The sequence below is a fragment of the Pseudomonas sp. QS1027 genome, from assembly GCF_002814235.1.
In the GTDB taxonomy this organism is placed as follows: Bacteria; Pseudomonadota; Gammaproteobacteria; order Pseudomonadales; family Pseudomonadaceae; genus Aquipseudomonas.
Window position 1 is genome coordinate 375,638 of sequence record NZ_PHSU01000004.1, and the last position, 17,974, is coordinate 393,611.

Annotated in this window: 18 protein-coding genes and 1 pseudogene; 12 read left to right on the forward strand and 7 right to left on the reverse strand. The window is 61.5% G+C overall.

The window, feature by feature from the left end; all coding sequences use genetic code 11:
* The first annotated feature begins 18 nt into the window (after nucleotides 1-18).
* The 3 genes and pseudogenes from CWE01_RS05370 to CWE01_RS05380 all read left to right on the forward strand — a co-directional run bounded on the left by CWE01_RS05370 (nucleotide 19) and on the right by CWE01_RS05380 (nucleotide 2,993).
* Nucleotides 19-1,530, forward strand: a complete 1,512-nt coding sequence (locus CWE01_RS05370; protein ID WP_100939496.1) for an efflux transporter outer membrane subunit — start codon at nucleotides 19-21, stop codon at nucleotides 1,528-1,530.
* A 65-nt stretch (nucleotides 1,531-1,595) separates the two neighbouring features.
* A pseudogene (locus CWE01_RS05375) lies at nucleotides 1,596-2,164 on the forward strand (MFS transporter); the annotation flags it as partial.
* Nucleotides 2,165-2,348: 184 nt separating this feature from the next.
* Nucleotides 2,349-2,993: a glutathione S-transferase family protein gene (locus CWE01_RS05380; RefSeq protein WP_100939497.1), complete on the forward strand. Its 645-nt coding sequence runs from the start codon at nucleotides 2,349-2,351 to the stop codon at nucleotides 2,991-2,993.
* Between the two features lie 73 nt (nucleotides 2,994-3,066).
* On the opposite strand, the gene CWE01_RS05385 is transcribed toward CWE01_RS05380, so the two are convergent.
* Nucleotides 3,067-3,963 (reverse strand): LysR family transcriptional regulator, encoded by an 897-nt coding sequence (locus tag CWE01_RS05385; protein ID WP_100939498.1) that lies wholly within the window; start codon nucleotides 3,961-3,963, stop codon nucleotides 3,067-3,069.
* 203 nt (nucleotides 3,964-4,166) lie between these two features.
* Here CWE01_RS05385 and CWE01_RS05390 point away from each other — a divergent pair, with 203 nt between their 5' ends.
* On the forward strand, nucleotides 4,167-5,492 hold the full coding sequence (locus tag CWE01_RS05390) for an LLM class flavin-dependent oxidoreductase (protein ID WP_100939499.1): 1,326 nt from the start codon (nucleotides 4,167-4,169) through the stop codon (nucleotides 5,490-5,492).
* A 77-nt stretch (nucleotides 5,493-5,569) separates the two neighbouring features.
* Complete coding sequence (locus CWE01_RS05395) at nucleotides 5,570-6,508, forward strand: 5'-nucleotidase (RefSeq protein ID WP_177143117.1); 939 nt, start codon at nucleotides 5,570-5,572, stop codon at nucleotides 6,506-6,508.
* Here CWE01_RS05395 and CWE01_RS05400 read toward each other — a convergent pair.
* Complete coding sequence (locus CWE01_RS05400) at nucleotides 6,493-7,257, reverse strand: SDR family oxidoreductase (protein WP_100939500.1); 765 nt, start codon at nucleotides 7,255-7,257, stop codon at nucleotides 6,493-6,495. The genes CWE01_RS05395 and CWE01_RS05400 overlap by 16 nt on opposite strands.
* 108 nt (nucleotides 7,258-7,365) lie before the next feature.
* Between CWE01_RS05400 and CWE01_RS05405 the strand changes: the two genes are divergently transcribed.
* Nucleotides 7,366-7,794: a helix-turn-helix domain-containing protein gene (locus tag CWE01_RS05405; protein ID WP_100939501.1), complete on the forward strand. Its 429-nt coding sequence runs from the start codon at nucleotides 7,366-7,368 to the stop codon at nucleotides 7,792-7,794.
* A 45-nt stretch (nucleotides 7,795-7,839) separates the two neighbouring features.
* Here the strand turns inward: CWE01_RS05405 and CWE01_RS05410 are convergent, their stop codons facing one another.
* The 3 genes from CWE01_RS05410 to CWE01_RS05420 all read right to left on the reverse strand — a co-directional run bounded on the left by CWE01_RS05410 (nucleotide 7,840) and on the right by CWE01_RS05420 (nucleotide 10,311).
* Nucleotides 7,840-7,986 carry a LysR family transcriptional regulator gene (locus tag CWE01_RS05410; RefSeq protein ID WP_100939502.1) on the reverse strand — a complete coding sequence of 49 codons (147 nt, stop codon included), beginning with the start codon at nucleotides 7,984-7,986 and terminating at the stop codon, nucleotides 7,840-7,842.
* A gap of 161 nt (nucleotides 7,987-8,147) precedes the next feature.
* Entirely contained in the window at nucleotides 8,148-9,146 is a 999-nt protein-coding gene (locus CWE01_RS05415; protein WP_100939503.1) for a bile acid:sodium symporter family protein, read from the reverse strand.
* Nucleotides 9,147-9,342: 196 nt separating this feature from the next.
* Nucleotides 9,343-10,311, reverse strand: coding sequence for an alginate lyase family protein (locus tag CWE01_RS05420; RefSeq protein WP_256579311.1), 969 nt, complete (start codon nucleotides 10,309-10,311; stop codon nucleotides 9,343-9,345).
* Between CWE01_RS05420 and CWE01_RS33805 the strand changes: the two genes are divergently transcribed.
* Nucleotides 10,310-10,438 carry a hypothetical protein gene (locus CWE01_RS33805; protein ID WP_256579312.1) on the forward strand — a complete coding sequence of 43 codons (129 nt, stop codon included), beginning with the start codon at nucleotides 10,310-10,312 and terminating at the stop codon, nucleotides 10,436-10,438. The genes CWE01_RS05420 and CWE01_RS33805 overlap by 2 nt on opposite strands.
* Before the next feature lie 108 nt (nucleotides 10,439-10,546).
* Entirely contained in the window at nucleotides 10,547-10,987 is a 441-nt protein-coding gene (locus CWE01_RS05425; protein WP_100939505.1) for a DUF1801 domain-containing protein, read from the forward strand.
* Here the strand turns inward: CWE01_RS05425 and CWE01_RS05430 are convergent.
* On the reverse strand, nucleotides 10,979-12,232 hold the full coding sequence (locus tag CWE01_RS05430; RefSeq protein WP_100939506.1) for an MFS transporter: 1,254 nt from the start codon (nucleotides 12,230-12,232) through the stop codon (nucleotides 10,979-10,981). The two genes, CWE01_RS05425 and CWE01_RS05430, sit on opposite strands and share 9 nt — an antisense overlap.
* A gap of 72 nt (nucleotides 12,233-12,304) precedes the next feature.
* On the opposite strand from CWE01_RS05430, the gene CWE01_RS05435 reads away from it, so the two are divergent.
* Nucleotides 12,305-12,997 carry a helix-turn-helix transcriptional regulator gene (locus CWE01_RS05435; RefSeq protein WP_100939507.1) on the forward strand — a complete coding sequence of 231 codons (693 nt, stop codon included), beginning with the start codon at nucleotides 12,305-12,307 and terminating at the stop codon, nucleotides 12,995-12,997.
* 5 nt (nucleotides 12,998-13,002) lie between these two features.
* Here the strand turns inward: CWE01_RS05435 and CWE01_RS05440 are convergent, their stop codons facing one another.
* Nucleotides 13,003-13,725 (reverse strand): CerR family C-terminal domain-containing protein, encoded by a 723-nt coding sequence (locus CWE01_RS05440; RefSeq protein WP_100939508.1) that lies wholly within the window; start codon nucleotides 13,723-13,725, stop codon nucleotides 13,003-13,005.
* 98 nt (nucleotides 13,726-13,823) lie between these two features.
* Here CWE01_RS05440 and CWE01_RS05445 point away from each other — a divergent pair, with 98 nt between their 5' ends.
* From CWE01_RS05445 to CWE01_RS05455, 3 genes are read left to right on the forward strand one after another with little or no spacing between them, the layout of a single operon-like run.
* Nucleotides 13,824-14,930 (forward strand): HlyD family secretion protein, encoded by a 1,107-nt coding sequence (locus CWE01_RS05445; protein ID WP_100939509.1) that lies wholly within the window; start codon nucleotides 13,824-13,826, stop codon nucleotides 14,928-14,930.
* The gene (locus CWE01_RS05450) at nucleotides 14,923-16,509 is read left to right on the forward strand and encodes a DHA2 family efflux MFS transporter permease subunit (RefSeq protein WP_100939510.1); all 1,587 of its coding nucleotides are present in this window, start codon (nucleotides 14,923-14,925) and stop codon (nucleotides 16,507-16,509) included. Before CWE01_RS05445 ends, CWE01_RS05450 begins: the two co-directional genes overlap by 8 nt.
* Complete coding sequence (locus tag CWE01_RS05455) at nucleotides 16,506-17,930, forward strand: efflux transporter outer membrane subunit (protein WP_100939511.1); 1,425 nt, start codon at nucleotides 16,506-16,508, stop codon at nucleotides 17,928-17,930. The genes CWE01_RS05450 and CWE01_RS05455 overlap by 4 nt, the downstream gene beginning before the upstream one ends.
* Nucleotides 17,931-17,974 lie beyond the last annotated feature (44 nt).

The window sequence follows — 17,974 nt, forward strand, 5'->3', positions numbered from 1 at the left end:
AGAAGTAAGGAGAACGACATGAAAGTCTTTGCCTTGAATCGCCTGTTTTTCGGGACGGTGTGGCTGGCAACCCTGCTGGCGACAGCCGGTTGCTCATTGGCCCCGAGCTACCTCAAACCCCAGGTGTCGATGCCTCCGGCGTACAAGGAGGAAAAGACCCAGCCGCTTTTAAAGCCTGCTGAGGCGGGCAACTGGAAAACCGCCGAGCCGTCGGAGTCCATCCCACGGGGCGAGTGGTGGCGGGTGTTCAACGACACCGCGTTGAATCAGCTCGAAAGCCAGGCCCACGACGCCAACCAGAACCTGGTGGCGGCGGCGGCCCGGCTGAAGGAGGCGCGGGCGCTGAACCAGTCGGCCCGTTCCGCGCTGTTCCCGACCCTGGACGCGGGCTTCGGCCCGACCCGGGAGAAGGTCTCGCCGGCCTCGCAGTTCCAGTCGGACAGTGGCCAGGGCGTCAGCCAGACGATGTGGCGGGCCCAGGCCGGGGTGTCTTACGAGGTCGACCTGTTTGGTCGAGTGTCCTCGACGGTGGAGGCCGCCGATGCCCAAACCCAGCGCAGCGAGGCCTTGTTCCATTCGGTGCTGCTGGCGTTGCAGGCCGATGTCGCGCAGCACTATTTCGCGTTGCGTGAGCTGGACGCGGAAGTCGAGGTGTACAGCCGGGCGATCGAATTGCGTGAGCAGGCCTTGAAGTTGCTCCAGCAGCGTTACGCCACGGGTGACATCGCCGATCTGGATGTTGCCCGGGCTGAATCCGAACTGGCGACGGCCCGTTCCGATGCCATGACCGTGCAGCGCCTGCGCGCAACCTCGGAGCACAGCCTCGCGGTGTTGCTGGGCAAGACGCCGGCGGAGTTCTCCATGGCGGCCAATCCCCTGCAAGCGGTGAACCTGCGGGTGCCCGCCGGCCTGCCGTCGTCGCTGCTGGAGCGGCGTCCGGACATCACCGCGGCCGAGCGTTCCATGGCCGCCGCCAATGCCCGGATCGGCGTGGCGAAAGCGGCGTTTTTCCCGTCGTTGACCCTGACCGGCTCGGCGGGTTTCGAGTCGGGTTCGCTGAGCAATCTTTTCAAATGGAGCAGCCGTACGTTCCTCCTGGGGCCTCTGGCCGGCACTGCGCTTAACCTGCCGATCTTCGATGGCGGCCTGCGCAAGGGCAATCTGGCCAATGCCCGGGCGGTCTACGAAGAAGAGGTCGCCAACTACCGGCAGCAGGTGCTGGTGGCGTTCCGTGAAGTGGAAGACAACCTCTCCGACCTGAGGGTGCTGGAAGACCAGACCCGCACTCAAGCGCAAGCGGTGGAGGCTTCCCAGCGCGCCGCCAAACTGGCCCGTGCCCAGTACACCGAAGGCGATGCCAGCTATTTCGCGGTGATCGATGCCGAGCGTGTGGCCTTGCAATCACGCCGTGCGGCGGTGCAGCTGGAAGGTGTTCAGGCAGCCGCAACGGTCAACCTGATTCGCGCCCTGGGCGGCGGTTGGGGGGATGCCCGGGCGCTCCAGCCCGATGTGACGCTTTCGCAAAATTGATTTAGCGGGCAGCGCGATCTTCAACGGCTGCCCGCACAACTGTCCATCCCACTAACGGTGAAACCATGACCTCGATTGACCACGATGCCAAATCGCGGGACAAGTTGCTCAATCTTGCAGCGATTTGTCTTTCCGCTTTGGTGCTTCCCCTGAGTTTTACTGGCGGGGCGGTTGCCACGCCCGCGATTGGCCGGGATCTGGGCGGCAGCCCGGTGGCCCTGACCTGGATCACCAACGCGTTCATGTTGCCGGTACGGCGGCGCTGGCCAGTGGTTCGGCCGCACTGGCGCAAGAGTTCGAAGGGCATGCCCGTACCCGGGCGTTCAGTATGCTGGGGACGACTTTTGGTATCGGCCTGGCGTTTGGCCCGCTGGTGGCGGGTGTACTGATCGAAGCCTTCAACTGGCGGGCGATCTTTGTCTTTACTGCGTTGATTGGTGTGATCGCCATGGTCTTTGGCCTTCCGCGCATGCGTGAAACCCGCGACCCGGATGCCATGGGCCTGGACTGGCCAGGCACGATCACCTTCAGCGCGGTGCTGGCCTTGTTCACCTTCGGCGTGATCCAGGCGCCTGACAGCGGCTGGGGCAGCCCATTGGTGGTCTGCCTGCTGGCCTCCGCCGCCGTGGTGCTGGGCCTGTTGAGTAAAAACCGCACGGTGTCCGAGGAGGGGGCCAGTGACGCGGCTTGATTGTCGCCCAGTGGTCTACAGAGCATCGCTTTACGGGTTGTTTATCAACAAAACTTGAAAGCACACACTTTATCCATCGCACCCAACCAGGGTCCGACTCACCGAACTCACTTCAGGTATCGTTATCATGACCAAACTTTATATCGCCCATCAGACCTGCTCCCAAACCGTCCAGATCATTGCCAATGAACTGGGCCTGAGCCCGGAGTTGATTCACTTTGATGTGTTCGGCAAGAGCACTTCCAATGGCGATGACTTCAATGAAGTCAATCCATTGGGTTATGTACCGGTTCTGGTGCTCGACAATGCCCAGAACGATCAACTGTCTGAAACCGTCATTATCTCTTCCTACCTGGCCGACCAGTTTCCAGAGTCGCAACTGACACCTCCTGCCGGTACCCTGGAACGTGCCAAGTTCGATCAACTGCTGAATTTCCTGGCGACTGAAATCGCCCAGAAACACATCCCCCTGATGCGCAAGCTGATGACCGAAGACGGGATCAAATGGAGCCACGCCAAGCTGGCCAGCGCCTACGGCGTACTCGATGCGCGTCTGGCCGATGGTCGTGCTTATCTCACCGGCGATACCTTCACCGTTGCCGATGCATATGTGTTCGGTACCTGGTGGCATGAGCGCTCCGGTGCACCGATCACCCACCTGAAAAATCTGATGGCGTACAAGGCACGTATTGATGCCCGTGCTTCTGTACAGAAGGCACTGAAAGACGAAGCCGAGATCGTTGCGCTTCATGAAGCGCGCAAGTCAGCCTGAGGTTGATATCGTTATGTAGGAAGGCCGCTTCTGCGGCCTTTTTTATTGGCAACTTTCTGCCGGAGGAGATGGCCTAGCGCAAGCGATCCGCCAGGTAGTTCAGCACGGCGCGGATTTTCGCCGGCATCCGGTGGCCGAGGGGAATCAGGGCGTGAACGGGCGGGCCGGGTGCATCCACAGCGGGCAACACAGGCACCAGCCTGCCGCAATCCACGTAGGGTTGGGCGACCTTGTCGAAGAGTTGGGCAATGCCGAGTCCGACAACGGTGGCATCGATCACCGCCTGGCCATCCGAGACCACCAGCACCGGGGTGGGGGAAAACTCCCGGATATGGCCATTTTCAGCCAGTGACCAGGGCCGTAACCGACCGGTGAAGCCACGAAAGATGATCGCTTCGTGGTGGACCAGATCCGCCGCGGACTCTATCGGTGCATGGCGTGCGAGGTAATCGGGGGCGGCGTACAGGGTGAGCGTGGTGTTGCATAACCGGCGCACGGTCATCTCGCTGTCCTGGGGCAGTTCGCCGGCCCTGACCACGATGTCCCAGCCTTCGCCCACGGCATCGGACATGCGATCGGTCATGGACAGTTCCAGTGTCACCTGCGGATAGCGCTGACGAAGCTCGGAAATGGTCGGCAGAAACAGTTGGCGAAAACCCGAGGGGATGTCCAGCCTCACCCGGCCAATGGGTTCTTCCTTGCGAGCCGCCAACGCCTGCGCGGCATCGCGCAGTCCATCCAGGGCCGCGATGGCCGCCTCCAGATAGGTTTCACCGTCTTCGGTCAGGCGTACGGCGCGGGTGGTGCGCTGGAACAGCTTGGTGCCGAGCCTGGCCTCCAGGCGCTGGACGGCCTTGCCGACGTTGGATTTGCTGGTTGAGAGGTTCTCGGCGGCGCGGGTAAAACTGCCGGTCTGCGCGACGCCGACAAAGGCGGCAATGTCCGGAAATGAAGCATCGATACGTTCCATGATTGTCTCTCGTTGAGCGCCTCAGCCTGTCAGTGGGTTTCGGCAGGCGAACTATAGACGTTATTTTTCGAGTGATTGACGCCTTTGGGGCGACACATTGTCTCTCGATGAGAGGCAATGGCATAAGCCAGCACCTTTGATTATTGGACAGGAAAAGTCCATCTGGCCGATGCTCGGGAATCTTCCTGACAATGGAGTTCTTCATGAGTGCACGACGCCAACTCAAGCTGGGCGCCTTCATGCGTCCGGTCAGCATCCACACCGGCGCCTGGCGTTACCCGGGCGCTTATCCCGACGCCAATTTCAACTTCGCCCACCTCAAGCGTTTCGCCCAAAGCCTGGAGCGCGCCCGGTTCGATGCGTTTTTCATGGCCGATCACCTGGCCTTGTTGAACATGCCCATCGAGGCCTTGAAGCGCAGTCATACCGCCACCTCGTTCGAACCCTTTACGCTGTTGTCCGCCCTCAGCCAGGCCACCGAGCATATCGGCCTGGTGGCGACCGCATCGACCACCTACGACGAGCCGTTCCATATCGCCCGCCGTTTCGCTTCCCTGGATCACTTGAGCAACGGCCGTGCCGGCTGGAATATCGTCACCACCGCCAACCCTGATGCGGCTCTGAACTTCGGCCTGGAACAGGCCTTTTCCCACGATGAGCGTTATGCCCGGGCGCGGGAGTTCTACGATGTGGTGACCGGGCTGTGGGACAGTTGGGCGGATGACGCCTTCGTGCGCGATGCCGACAGCGGTGTGTACTTCGATCCGGACAAGCTGCATACCCTCGACCACAAGGGCCGCTACCTGAGCGTGCGCGGCCCTCTGCATATCGCCCGTCCGGTGCAGGGTTGGCCGGTGATTGTCCAGGCCGGCTCCTCCGAGCCGGGACGCCAGCTGGCGGCCGAAACCGCTGAGGTGATTTTTGTCGCCCCTGGCACGCTGGAGGAGGGCCGGGCGTTCTATGCCGACATCAAGCGCCGTATGAATTTGATCGGTCGCAACCCGGAACATCTGAAGATTCTGCCGGGGGCTTTTGTGGTGGTGGGCGATACGCAAGAGGACGCCCGGCGGATCCGCGCGCACCTCGACAGCCTGGTGCATGAGCAGAGTGCGATGGCCTCGCTGTCGGTGGCCCTTGGGGTCGACGCCACGAAATTCGATCCTGACGGGTTCCTTCCGCCCATCCCCGAAACCAATGGCAGCCAGAGTTCCCGCGAGCGGGTGCTGGCCCTGGCCGATCGTGAACAACTGACGGTTCGTCAATTGGCCCAGCGCCTCGGCGGTTATGCCGGCCTGTCGTTCGTCGGGACGGCCCGGAGCATTGCCGATGAGATGGAGCAATGGTTGGAGACCGAGGGCAGTGACGGCTTCAACATCATGTTTTCCTGGTTGCCGGGCGGACTGGATGACTTTGTCGACAAGGTCGTTCCCGAGTTGCAGTCCCGGGGCATTTTCCGGCGTGAATATGAGGGGACGACCCTGCGCGAAAATCTCGGATTACCACGCCCGGAAAATCGGTTCTTTTCCTAGGTGCCGGGGGGCAAGCGGGCCACGGCCATCGACTGGCGGTTGCTGATAGTATGTCGCCATGACGACGGAGATTGGTTATGCCCTATGAGCTGGATAATCGCTTGGTGATTGGCGTGGCATCGAGCGCTGTGTTTGACCTCAGTGCTTCAGATGCAGTCTTCAAGAGCCAGGGGGAGGAGGAGTATCGGAAGTTCCAGGAGCAGAAACTGGACGAGCCGCTGCCCAAGGGTATCGCCTTTCCTTTCATCAAGCGTTTGCTCTCTCTGAATGATTTGAGTTCCGACCCGGAAGATCCCCTGGTGGAAGTGGTGCTGCTGTCCAAGAACGATCCGGACACGGGACTGCGGGTGATGCGGACCATCGATCACTACGGATTGGGGATGACGCGGGCGATCTTCATGCAGGGCAAGTCGCCTTACGAGTACATCCCGGCCTTGAATATTGCGCTCTTTCTTTCGGCCGACAAGACCGATGTGGACGCTGCTATCAAGGCTGGGTATCCGGCGGGTCAGGTGATGGACTCAAAATCCGATGATGACGAAGACGACGATACCCTCAGGATCGCCTTCGACTTTGATGGCGTCCTCGCGGGGGATGAGTCCGAGTCGGTGATGCAGGCGTCCGGGCTGGTGGGTTTTCACGCCCATGAAGTGAAAAATGTGGCGCAGCCCCACAATCCAGGGCCGCTTAAAGAGTTCTTTGTGCGTATCGCGAAGATCCAGTCGGAGGAAGAGAAATACAAAGCGCTGAACGCCGAGTACAAGAATCGTCTGCGGGTTTCTATCGTGACCGCCCGCAGTGCGCCGTCCCACGAACGGGCGCTGAATACGCTGAAGAGTTGGGGCGTCATGGCCAATGACGCTTTTTTCCTCGGCGGCATCGAGAAAGGTCGAGTACTGGCTGTGTTGAAACCGCACATCTTCTTCGACGACCAGTCGGGCCACCTGAAATCGGCCAGCGCGGTCGTGCCTTCCGTGCATATTCCATTCGGTGTGACGAATCAGCCGAAAAGCTGACTCATCCTGGTCATCTGCCGGAAAATGCTCCCGGGGGCGATGCGGCTTGCGATCTTCAGTACGTTGCTGAGACCTGGGCGGATTTCGGGTTTTCCGGCTTCTATCCCTTTGATGGCGAGTCGCACCAGAAGCGCCACCTCCATGCCTTTTGTGTCCTTCATCTCTTGAGCAAACTCGCCTCGGTATAACGGGGTTTCAGTGCCCGGGGGGGCGACCTCGACAACCGAGACGCTGGAGTGCTTCAGTTGCGCCCGCAAACACCGGGTATAAGCATGGAGTGCGGATTTCGAGGCACTGTAGATAGGTGCTGCGGGGAAGGGAACAAACGCAAGGCCGGAGGAGATATTGACGATCATGCTTTCCGGCTGTTTGAGTAGCAGCGGAAGAAACTGCTGGATCATCCATATCGGGCCATTCAGGTTGATGTCTATTTCCTGGGTCAGGCTGACGAGCTCGGACGCGTTCTTCAGCCGGATATTGCGCATCACGCCGGCATTGTTGATCAGTATGTCGAGATTGGCGAATTGTTCACTGATGCTCAGAAATAATGAGCGAATATTCGCCGGGTCACTCACGTCGCTTTGAAACGTGTGTATTCCAGGAAGCGACGCTCGCACTGAATCGAGCTTCTCCCTATCGCGCCCGGTAATAATTACGGTGTTTCCGAGTGCCATCAGCTGGCGCGCCAGCTCGAGCCCTATCCCACTGCTTGCGCCCGTAATCAGGACAACACGATTGTTCATTTTCATCAGGTAAGCCCTCGTTTTTTGACGCGAGCGGCCAGCATGGGCGATACACTATCCAAATGAAAGAAGGCACCCAAACGTTAGATACTTACCCTGCGGAGAGTGTAAAAGATGAAGGACATTCCGAACTTTACCGAGGAAGAGATTGCGGCGGCACGGTTCTACTCCAGCCTTACACCTCCTGCAGACATAGACCCGCGTATTGCATCGTTGGTGACGGACCTTATCGGTCGCGTCGCGGACAAATGGACGATGTTGATCCTTGAAGCCTTGATTGATAAAAAACCTTTGCGTTTCACTCGTTTGAGCGAGCGGGTAGAGGGTATCAGCCAGAAAATGCTGACTCAGACCTTGCGCGCGATGGAGCGTGATGGATTGGTGCAACGTACGGTGTACGCCGTGGTTCCCCCGAAAGTCGAGTACACCCTCACTTCCCTGGGCGTGACCTTGAGTGCCGCGTTTTGTGGCGTTTGGGTCTGGGCCGCCAATAACCTGGATGAGATCGAGAAGTCGCGTCGAGATTTCGACGAAAAAAAATGAAGCAGCCCACCTCACAGGTTCGACAAAGGTCCGGCAGGGCCAAGGTTATCCAGCAACCTCAGGATAGTGACGGACAGAGCGTATGAACAACGACGTCCCCAGCCACTCTTCAAGCTTCTGGATCTGCTGCCCGACGGCTCCGGGGGTGACATGCAGTTCCTCCGCCGCCTGGGTGAAGCTGTTGTATTTCATCGCGGCATCAATGTCAGTGGCGTGTTCTACATGGTGATGGTGGCCGGCTCACTGAGCCTGGGCTGTGCATCATTGTTGGGGTCTATGTCTTGCAGGTGGGCAAATCCGTACCCAGCGTCGCCGTCAAGGCTTCTGCCGTATAGTCCGCTGGGTCACGTTTATCAAGGATCAACCTGCCCCATCAATTCAGCCACCGACTCCTGCCGTTTTGCATAACGCTGCGCCAGCACCGCACAGACCATCAGCTGAATCTGGTGGAACAGCATCAGCGGCAGGATCAGCACGCCGATGGTACTACCGGCGAACAGCACCTGGGCCATGGGTACGCCGGTGGCCAGGCTTTTCTTCGAGCCGCAGAAGAGGATGGTGATGCGGTCTTCCTGGTCGAAGCCAAAGGCCTTGCCCAGCACGGTGGACGCCAGCAGCACCAGCGCGAGTATCACGCCGCAGACCACCACCAGGCCGGCCAGGTCCCAGAGCGGGATCTGATGCCAGATGCCTTCGTTCACCGCTTCGCTGAAGGCGCTGTACACCACCAGCAGGATCGAGCCCTGGTCAACGAACTTCAGCCAGGCCTTGTTGCGTCCCACCCAGGCGCCGATCCAGCGGCGGGCGATCTGCCCGGCAATGAACGGCAGCAGCAGTTGCACGCTGATTTTCAGGATCGCATCGAGGGTCGAACCGCCGCTGCCGTGCACATCCAGCAGCAAGGTCACCAGCAACGGCGTGAGGAAGATACCGAACAGGCTCGACGCCGCCGCGCTGCAAATCGCCGCCGGCACATTGCCCCGGGCCAGGGAGGTGAAGGCAATCGCCGACTGCACCGTGGCCGGCAGGGCGCAGAGGTAGAGCATGCCCATATACAGCTTGTCGCCGATCAGCGGCGACAGCAGCGGCTTGAGCGCGACACCCAGCAGTGGGAACAGGACAAAGGTCAGGCTGAACACCAGCAGATGCAGGCGCCAGTGGCCGGCACCGGCGATGATCGACTCGCGCGACAGCTTGGCGCCATGCAGGAAGAACAGCAGGGCAATGGCGATATTGGTCAGCCAACTGAAACCGACAGCGACCTGGCCGCTGGCGGGCAGGAAACTGGCGAGAAGCACCACGCTGACCAGGGTCAGGGTGAAGTTGTCGGGCAAGAAACGAGGGCGGGTCATCAGGCACGTCATCCAGAAGCAAAAAACAGTAGATGGACTTTAGCCTGTCTATCGATTGCCGACTAACGCCAATAAGTCCATGAATGTCGCCTAAAGGACATAACGCATCGCCCAATCGGCCGCTTCGAGCACGCCTGCCATGTAACCCTGGTGTTCCACGGCGGCTTCGCTGCCGGAAATGATCAGTTGCCCATGCCTATTTCAGGTAGCAGGCCCCGATCCAGTCCTGAGGGGTCGGTGACAGTTGCCGGGCCAGGGGCAAGTAACGCGCATCCAGTTGCGCTGCCAGCCAGTAGAGCTTGTTGCTGCTTTTCGGCTCCCAGGTGCCGCTGTACCCGGCTTCTCCGACGTTGGCGCGGTCGCGGTCAAACTTCACGCGGGTATGCACGAACTCCTGATGGCTGCGTTGACCGTTGGCATAGGGCACCAGCCAATCGAGCGAGCGGACCAGGGAGGAACCGGTGGGGGCGGTGTAAGTCAGCCAGTTGCCACCGTAGGGCTTGGCCGCCAGGGCTGCCTGAACCAGTGGCTCCAGGTCATAGACGACGTAGTGCAGCGCATCGCGCTCCCTGAAGTCGAACACCGAACCATCTGGCAGGAGATTGTCCGTCACCTGTTGCTGGAACAGCTGGAAGGCCTGTTCGAGCATGGCGTGATCTGCCAGTGCGGCGGCGGCCATTGTCACCAGCTTGACGCGATGACTCTGCCAGTTGTTGATCTCCTTACCGCCCTTCGAACCGTGGAATTGTCGGATTTGCGCGATGTAGCCGTTTCCGAGTTTGCGCAGGAAGGCCTGGCTGGCGGCCCGCGTTTGCGGGCTCAGTGCGTTGGCGGTGAGGGTATAGGTATCGATCAGTTGATCGAGATTGGTCTCGTCAATCGGGTTGAAGTCCGGCTGATAGGTGCCGGTCCAGGCGGCAAGGCCTGCTTCGACCTGTTGCAGATAGCGCGGATCGGCGCTCAGGCGCCAGGCCAGCGCTGCCTGGCGCAATACCGGCCAATCCTTTTCCGCCGCGATGCTCTGGTCGCGGATGCCCTGGTGCGGGAGGGTGCCTTCCGTATGCAGACGGGGCAGGGCGTTGGTACCATCGCCGAGATGCCTTTGTGCGGCCGCCAGCAACTGCCTGGCGGATGGGCTGGTGGTGGCGGGCTGGCAGAGATTCATGATTGGTGCTGAAGTTACGGCTGTCGGGGCGGCGCTCGCGAATGTATTGAGCAATGTTGCGCTGATGCCGAAGACCCAGGCTGCTGTAGCGGGGAAAGCTCGTGACATGCTCTATCTCAACGCTTGATAAGTGAAACCAGTGCGGCTGGTAAGTGGTGGAAAAATTAGCACGGCGTGGTTTCTTTCTTGATGAAACCGGCGAGCGGTAACCGCCACGAAGAGGACGACAACGGCCATGAACAAGGAACAAACCGGTTTACCGCAAGACGAGGGCGGCACGGCCTCGCAACTGATTGACGCGAGAATCAAGGAACTGGGGGACTGGCGAGGCGAAACCCTCGCCCAGGTTCGAGCGCTTATCCGGCAGGCCGACCCGGACGTGGTCGAGGAGTGGAAGTGGCGGGGCGTACCGGTCTGGTCCCACGGCGGGATCATCTGCACCGGCGAGACCTACAAGCAGGTGGTGAAGATGACCTTCGCCAAGGGCGCTTTGCTGGAGGATCCCGCGGGTCTCTTCAATTCCAGCCTTGAAGGCAACACCCGGCGCGCCATCGATATACGCGAGGGCGAGCAGATCGATGAGCAGGCATTGACCGCTCTGGTTCGCGCCGCCGTGGTGCTCAACACTTCGGCGGCTCGCAGCAAGTCGACCCGATCAAAGTCGCAGTCAGAGTGAGGGCCGGCTGAATTCCGGGATTTGTTGAGCCGAACGCCGGTTACCCAGCACCAGAGCCAATATCGCCAGCCCCTGGATTCCGGCTGCCAGCCCCAACAGCAGGAGTTCGCCATGGGACCCGCCCAGTGACTTCAGTGCACCAAAGAACGCTGGCGCAAAGGCATAGCAGCCCTGGGCGGTGGCGACGATCAGCGTCACCACGCGCTGCGTCTGCTGGCGCGGGAATTCGGCTTGGGCAATCAGTGGTGGCAAGGAGGTGGCGTTGCCGATCCCCGCGCCAAAAAGGATGACCCCCAGCCATAGCAGATCGGGGAAGTTGCCTAATCCGGTCATGACCAGGCAGCCGAGCAACTGGCAGCCATAACTCAGGCAGGCAACGGTGCGCCGGTTGGCATTGGGTGGCATCAGCCAACCGACCAGAAACCGGCCGGCGATGGCGCTTGCCGTTGCCAGGCCCATCGCCAATCCGGCCTTTGCTTCTGTGACGTGATCGACCAGCAGCAGGAACAAGTGGGTAATCAGCCCTATCTGGGCGAACAACCCCAGGGACATGGCGGCCGCCAGTGTCACGAATCGACGATTGCGCCATAGCGAGGTTGTCGTGCTACCCGGGGAGACAGCCACCTGCTCAGGTGGCTGATCCGCACCATCGGCATATTGCCCGAGGTCTTCAGGCCGGAGCTTGAAGACCTTGATCGACAGCACGGCAATCGTCGCTATCGACACCAGGCCAACCCCTAGCGCGGCCTGGGTGAAGCCGATCCGGTCGATCAGGAACACCCACGCGGATGAAAAGATCACCCCGCCGATACTGGCGCCGTTATAGGCCATTGCCAGGGCGGCCGGACGCCTGGCGACAAACCATGGAGAGATGAGTGCGTTGACCGCGGCTGCCCCCATGGTCACCCAGCCCAATCCACTCAACAGTGCGGCCAGGAACAACTGGTAGGGTTGATCGGCAACCGACCATCCATACACGCCGATGCCGAGCAGGATCGATCCGAGCACGGTCGTGCGCGGAAGACCCAGGCGCTTGTACAAGACGGGCAGGTTCACCACCACCAGGGTGCCCGCGAGAAAATGCAGGGTGACGGCGGCCGAGCACAAGGGCAGCGACCAGCCGGTCCGTTGAATCACCGCGTAGAGAAAGATCGGCGGACCGTAGAAGCCAATCCCCCAGCCGAACACCGCCATCACAAACGTCGCCGCCACGACCTTTCGGCCGAAAAAAATCGATTGTTTCATGAGGAATCCCTTCAAGTGGTCTGGCATCAGTATGATGATGAAAAACCGCGATACTTCGGGAAGAGGTGAACTATGGATGTCGAAGCGGCTGATCTTTCTCTGGCTGCGGTGGCCGGCGCGATTGCCGATCCGGCTCGCGCGCGAATGCTCTGCAGTCTGCTGGACGGCCACGCGCGCACGGCCACGGAATTGGCGGCTGTAGCCGACATCGGCGCGTCCACCGCCAGCGGCCATTTTTTGCGTTTGCGTGAGCAGGGGCTGGTGGAGATGCTGGTTCAGGGCCGGCATCGCTATTACCGATTGGCCAACCCCCAGGTGGCGCACGCGCTGGAGGCCTTGTTATCGCTTACTGATCGTCACGTGACGCCGTTTCAGCCCAGCACGCCTTCAGCCCTGAAGCAGGCCAGGACCTGCTATGACCATATCGCCGGGGAAGTCGCGGTCAAACTGCATGATGCCTTGTTACAGGCGAGCTGGATCGAAGAGCAGGGCAAGGACTATGTCCTCACCGAAGCGGGCGCCGCCTCGTTGGTGCGATTGGGCATCGATATCGCGGCCGTGTCGCGTCAGCGCCGGCGCCTGGCCTATCCCTGCATGGACTGGAGCGAGCGTTCACCGCATATCGGTGGTGCGCTGGGCGCGGCCCTGCTGGAGCTGCTGCTCAAGCGTGGCTGGGTGAACCGCCATCTCGATTCCAGGGCTCTGAACCTGACGCCGAAGGGCGCGAAGAGCCTGGCAACCGCGTTTGGCCTACAGGCTCGTTAAAGGCGTCACTGCGTCGTTCCTGCGTCTGCCGCGTCGCGCTCACTGACCAGTGCCAGCAGCGTCAGGCGATTCTGTGAAAGCATCACGTTGCGCACGGTTTCCATGCGTTGCTGGTCGATGGTGTCCCAGCCCAGCGCCCGCAGAACGGGCGCGCGCTTCACGCGAAAGACGATGCTTTGACTGTTGAGGGCCATCGTCCGGATGATCGTGCTTTCGTCATCGGCGGGCCGTCCGGTCAGGCGCCCGACGATGGTGCGGGTGACGTGGGACAGGCGCTGATTGAGGCCTTGCTCCATCAGCTTGGCGGCGGATGGCGGGCCCAGTCCGGCTTGTTCGCAGGCCATGAAGCGACGCCAGTCGGCGGATTCCGGTGTCTCGAGAATGAACGACAGGAAGACGCCGAGAATATCCAGGTAACGCTCGATCAATGTCCGGTCATCGGCGTGGGGATCTTCCAGCGCCTCTTCGGCGGCCGAGACCTCGTCCGTCAGCTGCGCCCAGAGCTGCGCGAGGATGTGCTCGACGCACGCCAGGTAAACCCCTTCCTTGTTGTCGAAATAGTACTGCAGCGCTGGCGCATTGACCCCGGCCGCGGTCGCGATCTGGCGCGTCGAGGCGCTTTCGAAACCATGGGTGGCGAACTGGTCAACGGCGGCTTCGATAATCCGCAGGCGCGTTTCTTCCCCGCGCTGGTAGCCGCCTTCATTTGCTGGTCGATGTCGTGCCATGGGTGAGCCTGAAAAAGAATGCCAGAACAAATTATATCACTTGACATAAATTCGCCATCGCCGCATTTTTTACCAACTGGAATACTTTGGAGTACGGCATGTCCGTCGATCAGCCTATCGGTCAGCACGGTCGCCTTGAGCCCGTGGTTGAAAGCAACCTTTCCGAGCGACGCAACAAGCCGCCACGAGCCTTGATCGGGGTCGCCGTGGTCGCGCTCCTGGCGCTGATCGGCTGGGGCGCGCATTGGTGGTTCAGTGGGCGGTTCATTGAAAGCACCGATGACGCTTACCTGCAGGCCGACAGCATGACCGTGGCGCCCAAGGTCGGCGGGTACGTTGCCGAAGTGCTGGTCAGCGATAACGAAAGCGTGAGCGTTGGCCAGCCGCTGGTGCGCCTCGATCGGCGCAAGTATCAGGCGGCGCTGGACGAGGCCCAGGCCACCGTGGCTTCGCGCCAGGCCGATGTAGCGAGGGCTGAAGCCGAACTGGTGGAGCAGGGCGCCAGCATTGCTCAGGGCCGGGCCCAACTGGACGGCGCCAACGCCGACCTGCGCCATGCCAAGTCCCAGGTCACGCGTTATGGGCCACTGGCCCGCTCCGGGGCGGAGACCGAAGAACATCTGGCTGATCTGAACAATCAACTGGCCCAGGCCAGCACCGGCCTGGCCGCGCATCAAGCCGCGTTGCGCGCGGCTGAAACCCGTATCGGCACGCTCAAGGCGCAGTTGCAGCAAACCCAGGCGCAACTGGCGGTGGCCCAGGCCAGTGCCCGGCAATCGCAGCTGGACCTGGACGACACCACCGTGATCAGCACCCTGGACGGCCGGGTGGCCGATCGCAGCGTGCGGGTCGGCCAGTTCACCCAACCGGGGACGCGGCTGTTGACCGTGGTGCCGGTGCAGGCGCTCTACCTGACGGCCAACTTCAAGGAAACCCAGATTCACCATATGCAACCTGGCCAGGCGGTCACGGTGCACGTTGACGCGCTGGGCAGTGAAGATCTGAGCGGGCATATCGACAGCCTCTCGCCCGGCACCGGTTCGCAGTTCGCGCTGTTGCCGGCGCAGAACGCCACCGGCAACTTCACCAAGATCGTCCAACGGGTTCCCGTACGTATCCAACTGGATGTGCCGGAGTCGGCGCGCGCCGTGCTGATGCCGGGGCTGTCGGTGACCGTTGACGTGGACACCCGCCACCATGGCTAACGCCACGACGGTTGCGGCCACGCAGGGCGCGCCGCAGGAGGCGAATGCCTCGGTGACCGACTGGATCGCGGTCGCGGCCGGCTCCCTCGGCGCCTTGCTGGCCACGCTGGACATCTCCATCACCAACTCGGCCTTGCCGCAGATCCAGGGGCAGATCGGCGCCTCGGGCACGGAAGGCACCTGGATCGCCACCGGCTACCTGATGTCGGAGATCGTCATGATCCCGCTGGCGGCCTGGCTGACCCGGGTCTTCGGCTTGCGTCGGTTCCTGATGGGCACGGCAATGGCCTTCACGCTGTTTTCGTTTTTCTGCGGCATGTCCAGCAGCCTCACGGGCATGATCCTGGCGCGTGTCGGCCAAGGCTTTGCCGGTGGCGCGATGATCCCGACGGCGCAGACCATCATCGGCACACGCCTGCCCCGGCACCAGATGGCAATCGGCATGTCGATGTTTGGCCTGACCGTCTTGCTCGGGCCCTTGATGGGGCCGGTGCTGGGCGGTTGGTTGACCGAGAACGCCAGTTGGCGCTGGTGCTTTTTTCTCAACCTGCCCATCAGCCTGGCGCTGATCGCCTTGCTCTGGACCGGCATTCGCCCGGAAAAGGCCGACCTTCAACAGTTCATCAAGGCGGACTGGATCGGCATCCTTGGGTTGGCCCTGGGCTTGAGTTCGCTGACGGTGATCCTGGAAGAGGGGCAGCGTGAACACTGGTTCGAGTCCTCGATGATTGTCGGTCTGAGTCTGCTGATGACCCTGGGTTTTATCCTGATCGCCGTCGGTCAGTTCACGGCCCGCCAACCCATCATCAAGCTCAGCCTGATGCGCAACCCGCGCTACGCCAGCGTGATCCTGATCGTGTCGACGGTGGGGGCGGCCATCTATGGGATTTCCTACCTGCTGCCGCAGTTTCTCAACAGTATTGCCGGCTACAACGCCCAGCAATCCGGGGCGATCATGCTGCTCTCCGGTGTCCCGGCGTTCATGATGATGCCGATCCTGCCGCGGCTGATGCAGCGTTATGACAGCCGCTGGCTGGTGGGCACCGGGCTGGTGCTGTTCGTGATCAGTTGCATGATGAGCCTGAACCTGACGGTCGACAGTGTCGGCCATGATTTCGACGCCTCGCAACTGGTGCGCGGGTTCGCCCAGATCCTGGCGATGATGCCGCTCAACCAGATCACCATGGCGGCTGTGCTGCCCCACGAAAAAGGCGAGGCGGCGGGGCTCTACAACATGTCGCGCAATATCGGCGGCTCCATCGGGCTGGCCCTGACCGGGGTGCTGATCGATCGGCGCAGCAGCTATCACGACGCGATGATTCGCGAATCGCTGACGGCCAACAGCACCTTGGGGCAGGACCATATGGCGGCACAGACGGCGTCCTTCATGAGCCAGGGCGGTGACCAGGCCCTGGCGCAATTGCAGACGGTCGGCCAGTTGAGTCGCGACATTGCCCTGCAGGCGTCGGTCATGACTTTCACCGATTGTTTCTACCTGCTGGGCATTGCCTTGGCCCTGTGTATTCCCCTGGCCCTTCTACTCAAGAAACCGACCCTTGCGGTGAGCCCTGCACGATGATCGATAGAACCCTGATTTCGGCCCTGATCGTGGGCCTGCTCGCCGGTTGCACTGTCGGCCCCGATTACCACGGCGCGCCTGCGGTGGCCGAAAAAACCGTGTCCGCTGGACGTTTCGCCCATGCGGACCCCGTTGCCCTCAGCACCCCGGCGGTTGCCCATTGGTGGCGTGAACTGGGCGATGCTCAGCTCGACAGCCTGGTGGAAACCGCCCTCAATGACAGCTCGGATATTCGTGTGGCCCAGGCGCGCTTGCGTCAGGCCCGGGCCGGGTTGCACGGCCAGCAGGCCGCCGAGCTGCCCAAGATGAGTGCCAATGCCACGGCGATTCGCATGCGCTCTCCCGATCTTTCCAGCCTGACAGGGCAGCAGAGCAGTGGTGGTCGTGGGCCGTTGTCGCTGTATCTGACGGACTTCGATGCCAGCTGGGAAGTGGATATGTTTGGCGGTACACGCCGAGCCATCGAGGCGGCTTCTGCCAGTGCCGATGCTTCGGCCGAGAGCCTGGCCGATGCCCAGGTGCAACTGGCTGCTGAAGTGGTGCAAGCCTATGTCGGCTTGCGTGACCAGCAAACCCGCCTGGCCCTGGTCGATGCTTCGGCGGGTCTGGAAGCCCAGGTGGTCGACCTGACCCAGCAACGCCGCAGCCGTGGCGTGGCTTCACAATTGCAGTTGGAGCAAGTCACCACCCAATGGCAGACCACCCGTGCCCAGCGCCTGCCGTTGCAGGCGCAGATCATCGAGTCGCTGGACCAACTGGCAGTGCTCTGTGACCTGGAACCGGGCGAACTGGACAGCCGGCTCGGCCAACCCGGGGCGCTGCCGAGTGTTCCCGCGAGTGTACCGGTCGCTGATCCGGCGGCGGTGATCAAATCTCGCCCGGACATTCGCGCCGCTGAGCGTCAACTGGCCTCCAGCACCGCACAGGTCGGCGAGAAAAAGGCCGACTGGTTTCCCAAGTTATCGCTGACCGGTGATCTCAGCTTCAGTGCCGCGGCGCCTTCGCACCTGGTGCGCAAGGACAACGCCACCTGGCTGCTGGTCCCGCGTCTGACTTGGAATGCCCTGGACTTCGGTCGCGTGGCGGCCGATGTCGACAGCGCCGAAGGCGGCGTCGACGAAGCCCGGGCCCATTACCGCAGCGTGGTCCTCGGTGCGCTGCGCGACGCGGACACCGCCCTGGCACGCTACGGTCACCAGCGTGAAAATGTAGTCCTGCTGCGTGATATCGAAGCTTCGTCGGCCCGTGCGGCGAGCCTGACCCGCGAACGCTATGACGCGGGTACCGCCAGCACCCTGGACTGGCTGAATGCCGAACGCACGCGCTTTGACGCCGAGCAGAATCGGGTGAGCGGTGACAGTGAATTGCTGAAGGATTTTGCTTCGTTGCACAAGGCGTTGGGGTTGGGGTGGCAGGGCTGAGTCAAGCGGCAGCGCTGGCTGCGTGCCGCTGATGGAGCCCATGC

Bases quoted from the DNA above. Each gene is read 5' to 3' on its own strand.
- CWE01_RS05455 (WP_100939511.1), top strand. From the start codon at position 16,506: ATGATCGATAGAACCCTGATTTCGGCCCTGATCGTGGGCCTGCTCGCC.
- CWE01_RS05445 (WP_100939509.1), top strand. From the start codon at position 13,824: ATGTCCGTCGATCAGCCTATCGGTCAGCACGGTCGCCTTGAGCCCGTG.
- CWE01_RS05420 (WP_256579311.1), bottom strand. From the start codon at position 10,311: ATGAATCTCTGCCAGCCCGCCACCACCAGCCCATCCGCCAGGCAGTTG.
- CWE01_RS05440 (WP_100939508.1), bottom strand. From the start codon at position 13,725: ATGGCACGACATCGACCAGCAAATGAAGGCGGCTACCAGCGCGGGGAA.
- CWE01_RS05380 (WP_100939497.1), top strand. From the start codon at position 2,349: ATGACCAAACTTTATATCGCCCATCAGACCTGCTCCCAAACCGTCCAG.
- CWE01_RS05430 (WP_100939506.1), bottom strand. From the start codon at position 12,232: ATGAAACAATCGATTTTTTTCGGCCGAAAGGTCGTGGCGGCGACGTTT.
- CWE01_RS05405 (WP_100939501.1), top strand. From the start codon at position 7,366: ATGAAGGACATTCCGAACTTTACCGAGGAAGAGATTGCGGCGGCACGG.
- CWE01_RS05425 (WP_100939505.1), top strand. From the start codon at position 10,547: ATGAACAAGGAACAAACCGGTTTACCGCAAGACGAGGGCGGCACGGCC.
- CWE01_RS05450 (WP_100939510.1), top strand. From the start codon at position 14,923: ATGGCTAACGCCACGACGGTTGCGGCCACGCAGGGCGCGCCGCAGGAG.
- CWE01_RS05385 (WP_100939498.1), bottom strand. From the start codon at position 3,963: ATGGAACGTATCGATGCTTCATTTCCGGACATTGCCGCCTTTGTCGGC.
- CWE01_RS05410 (WP_100939502.1), bottom strand. From the start codon at position 7,986: ATGAAATACAACAGCTTCACCCAGGCGGCGGAGGAACTGCATGTCACC.
- CWE01_RS33805 (WP_256579312.1), top strand. From the start codon at position 10,310: ATGATTGGTGCTGAAGTTACGGCTGTCGGGGCGGCGCTCGCGAATGTA.
- CWE01_RS05435 (WP_100939507.1), top strand. From the start codon at position 12,305: ATGGATGTCGAAGCGGCTGATCTTTCTCTGGCTGCGGTGGCCGGCGCG.
- CWE01_RS05415 (WP_100939503.1), bottom strand. From the start codon at position 9,146: ATGACCCGCCCTCGTTTCTTGCCCGACAACTTCACCCTGACCCTGGTC.
- CWE01_RS05370 (WP_100939496.1), top strand. From the start codon at position 19: ATGAAAGTCTTTGCCTTGAATCGCCTGTTTTTCGGGACGGTGTGGCTG.
- CWE01_RS05395 (WP_177143117.1), top strand. From the start codon at position 5,570: ATGCCCTATGAGCTGGATAATCGCTTGGTGATTGGCGTGGCATCGAGC.
- CWE01_RS05390 (WP_100939499.1), top strand. From the start codon at position 4,167: ATGAGTGCACGACGCCAACTCAAGCTGGGCGCCTTCATGCGTCCGGTC.
- CWE01_RS05400 (WP_100939500.1), bottom strand. From the start codon at position 7,257: ATGAAAATGAACAATCGTGTTGTCCTGATTACGGGCGCAAGCAGTGGG.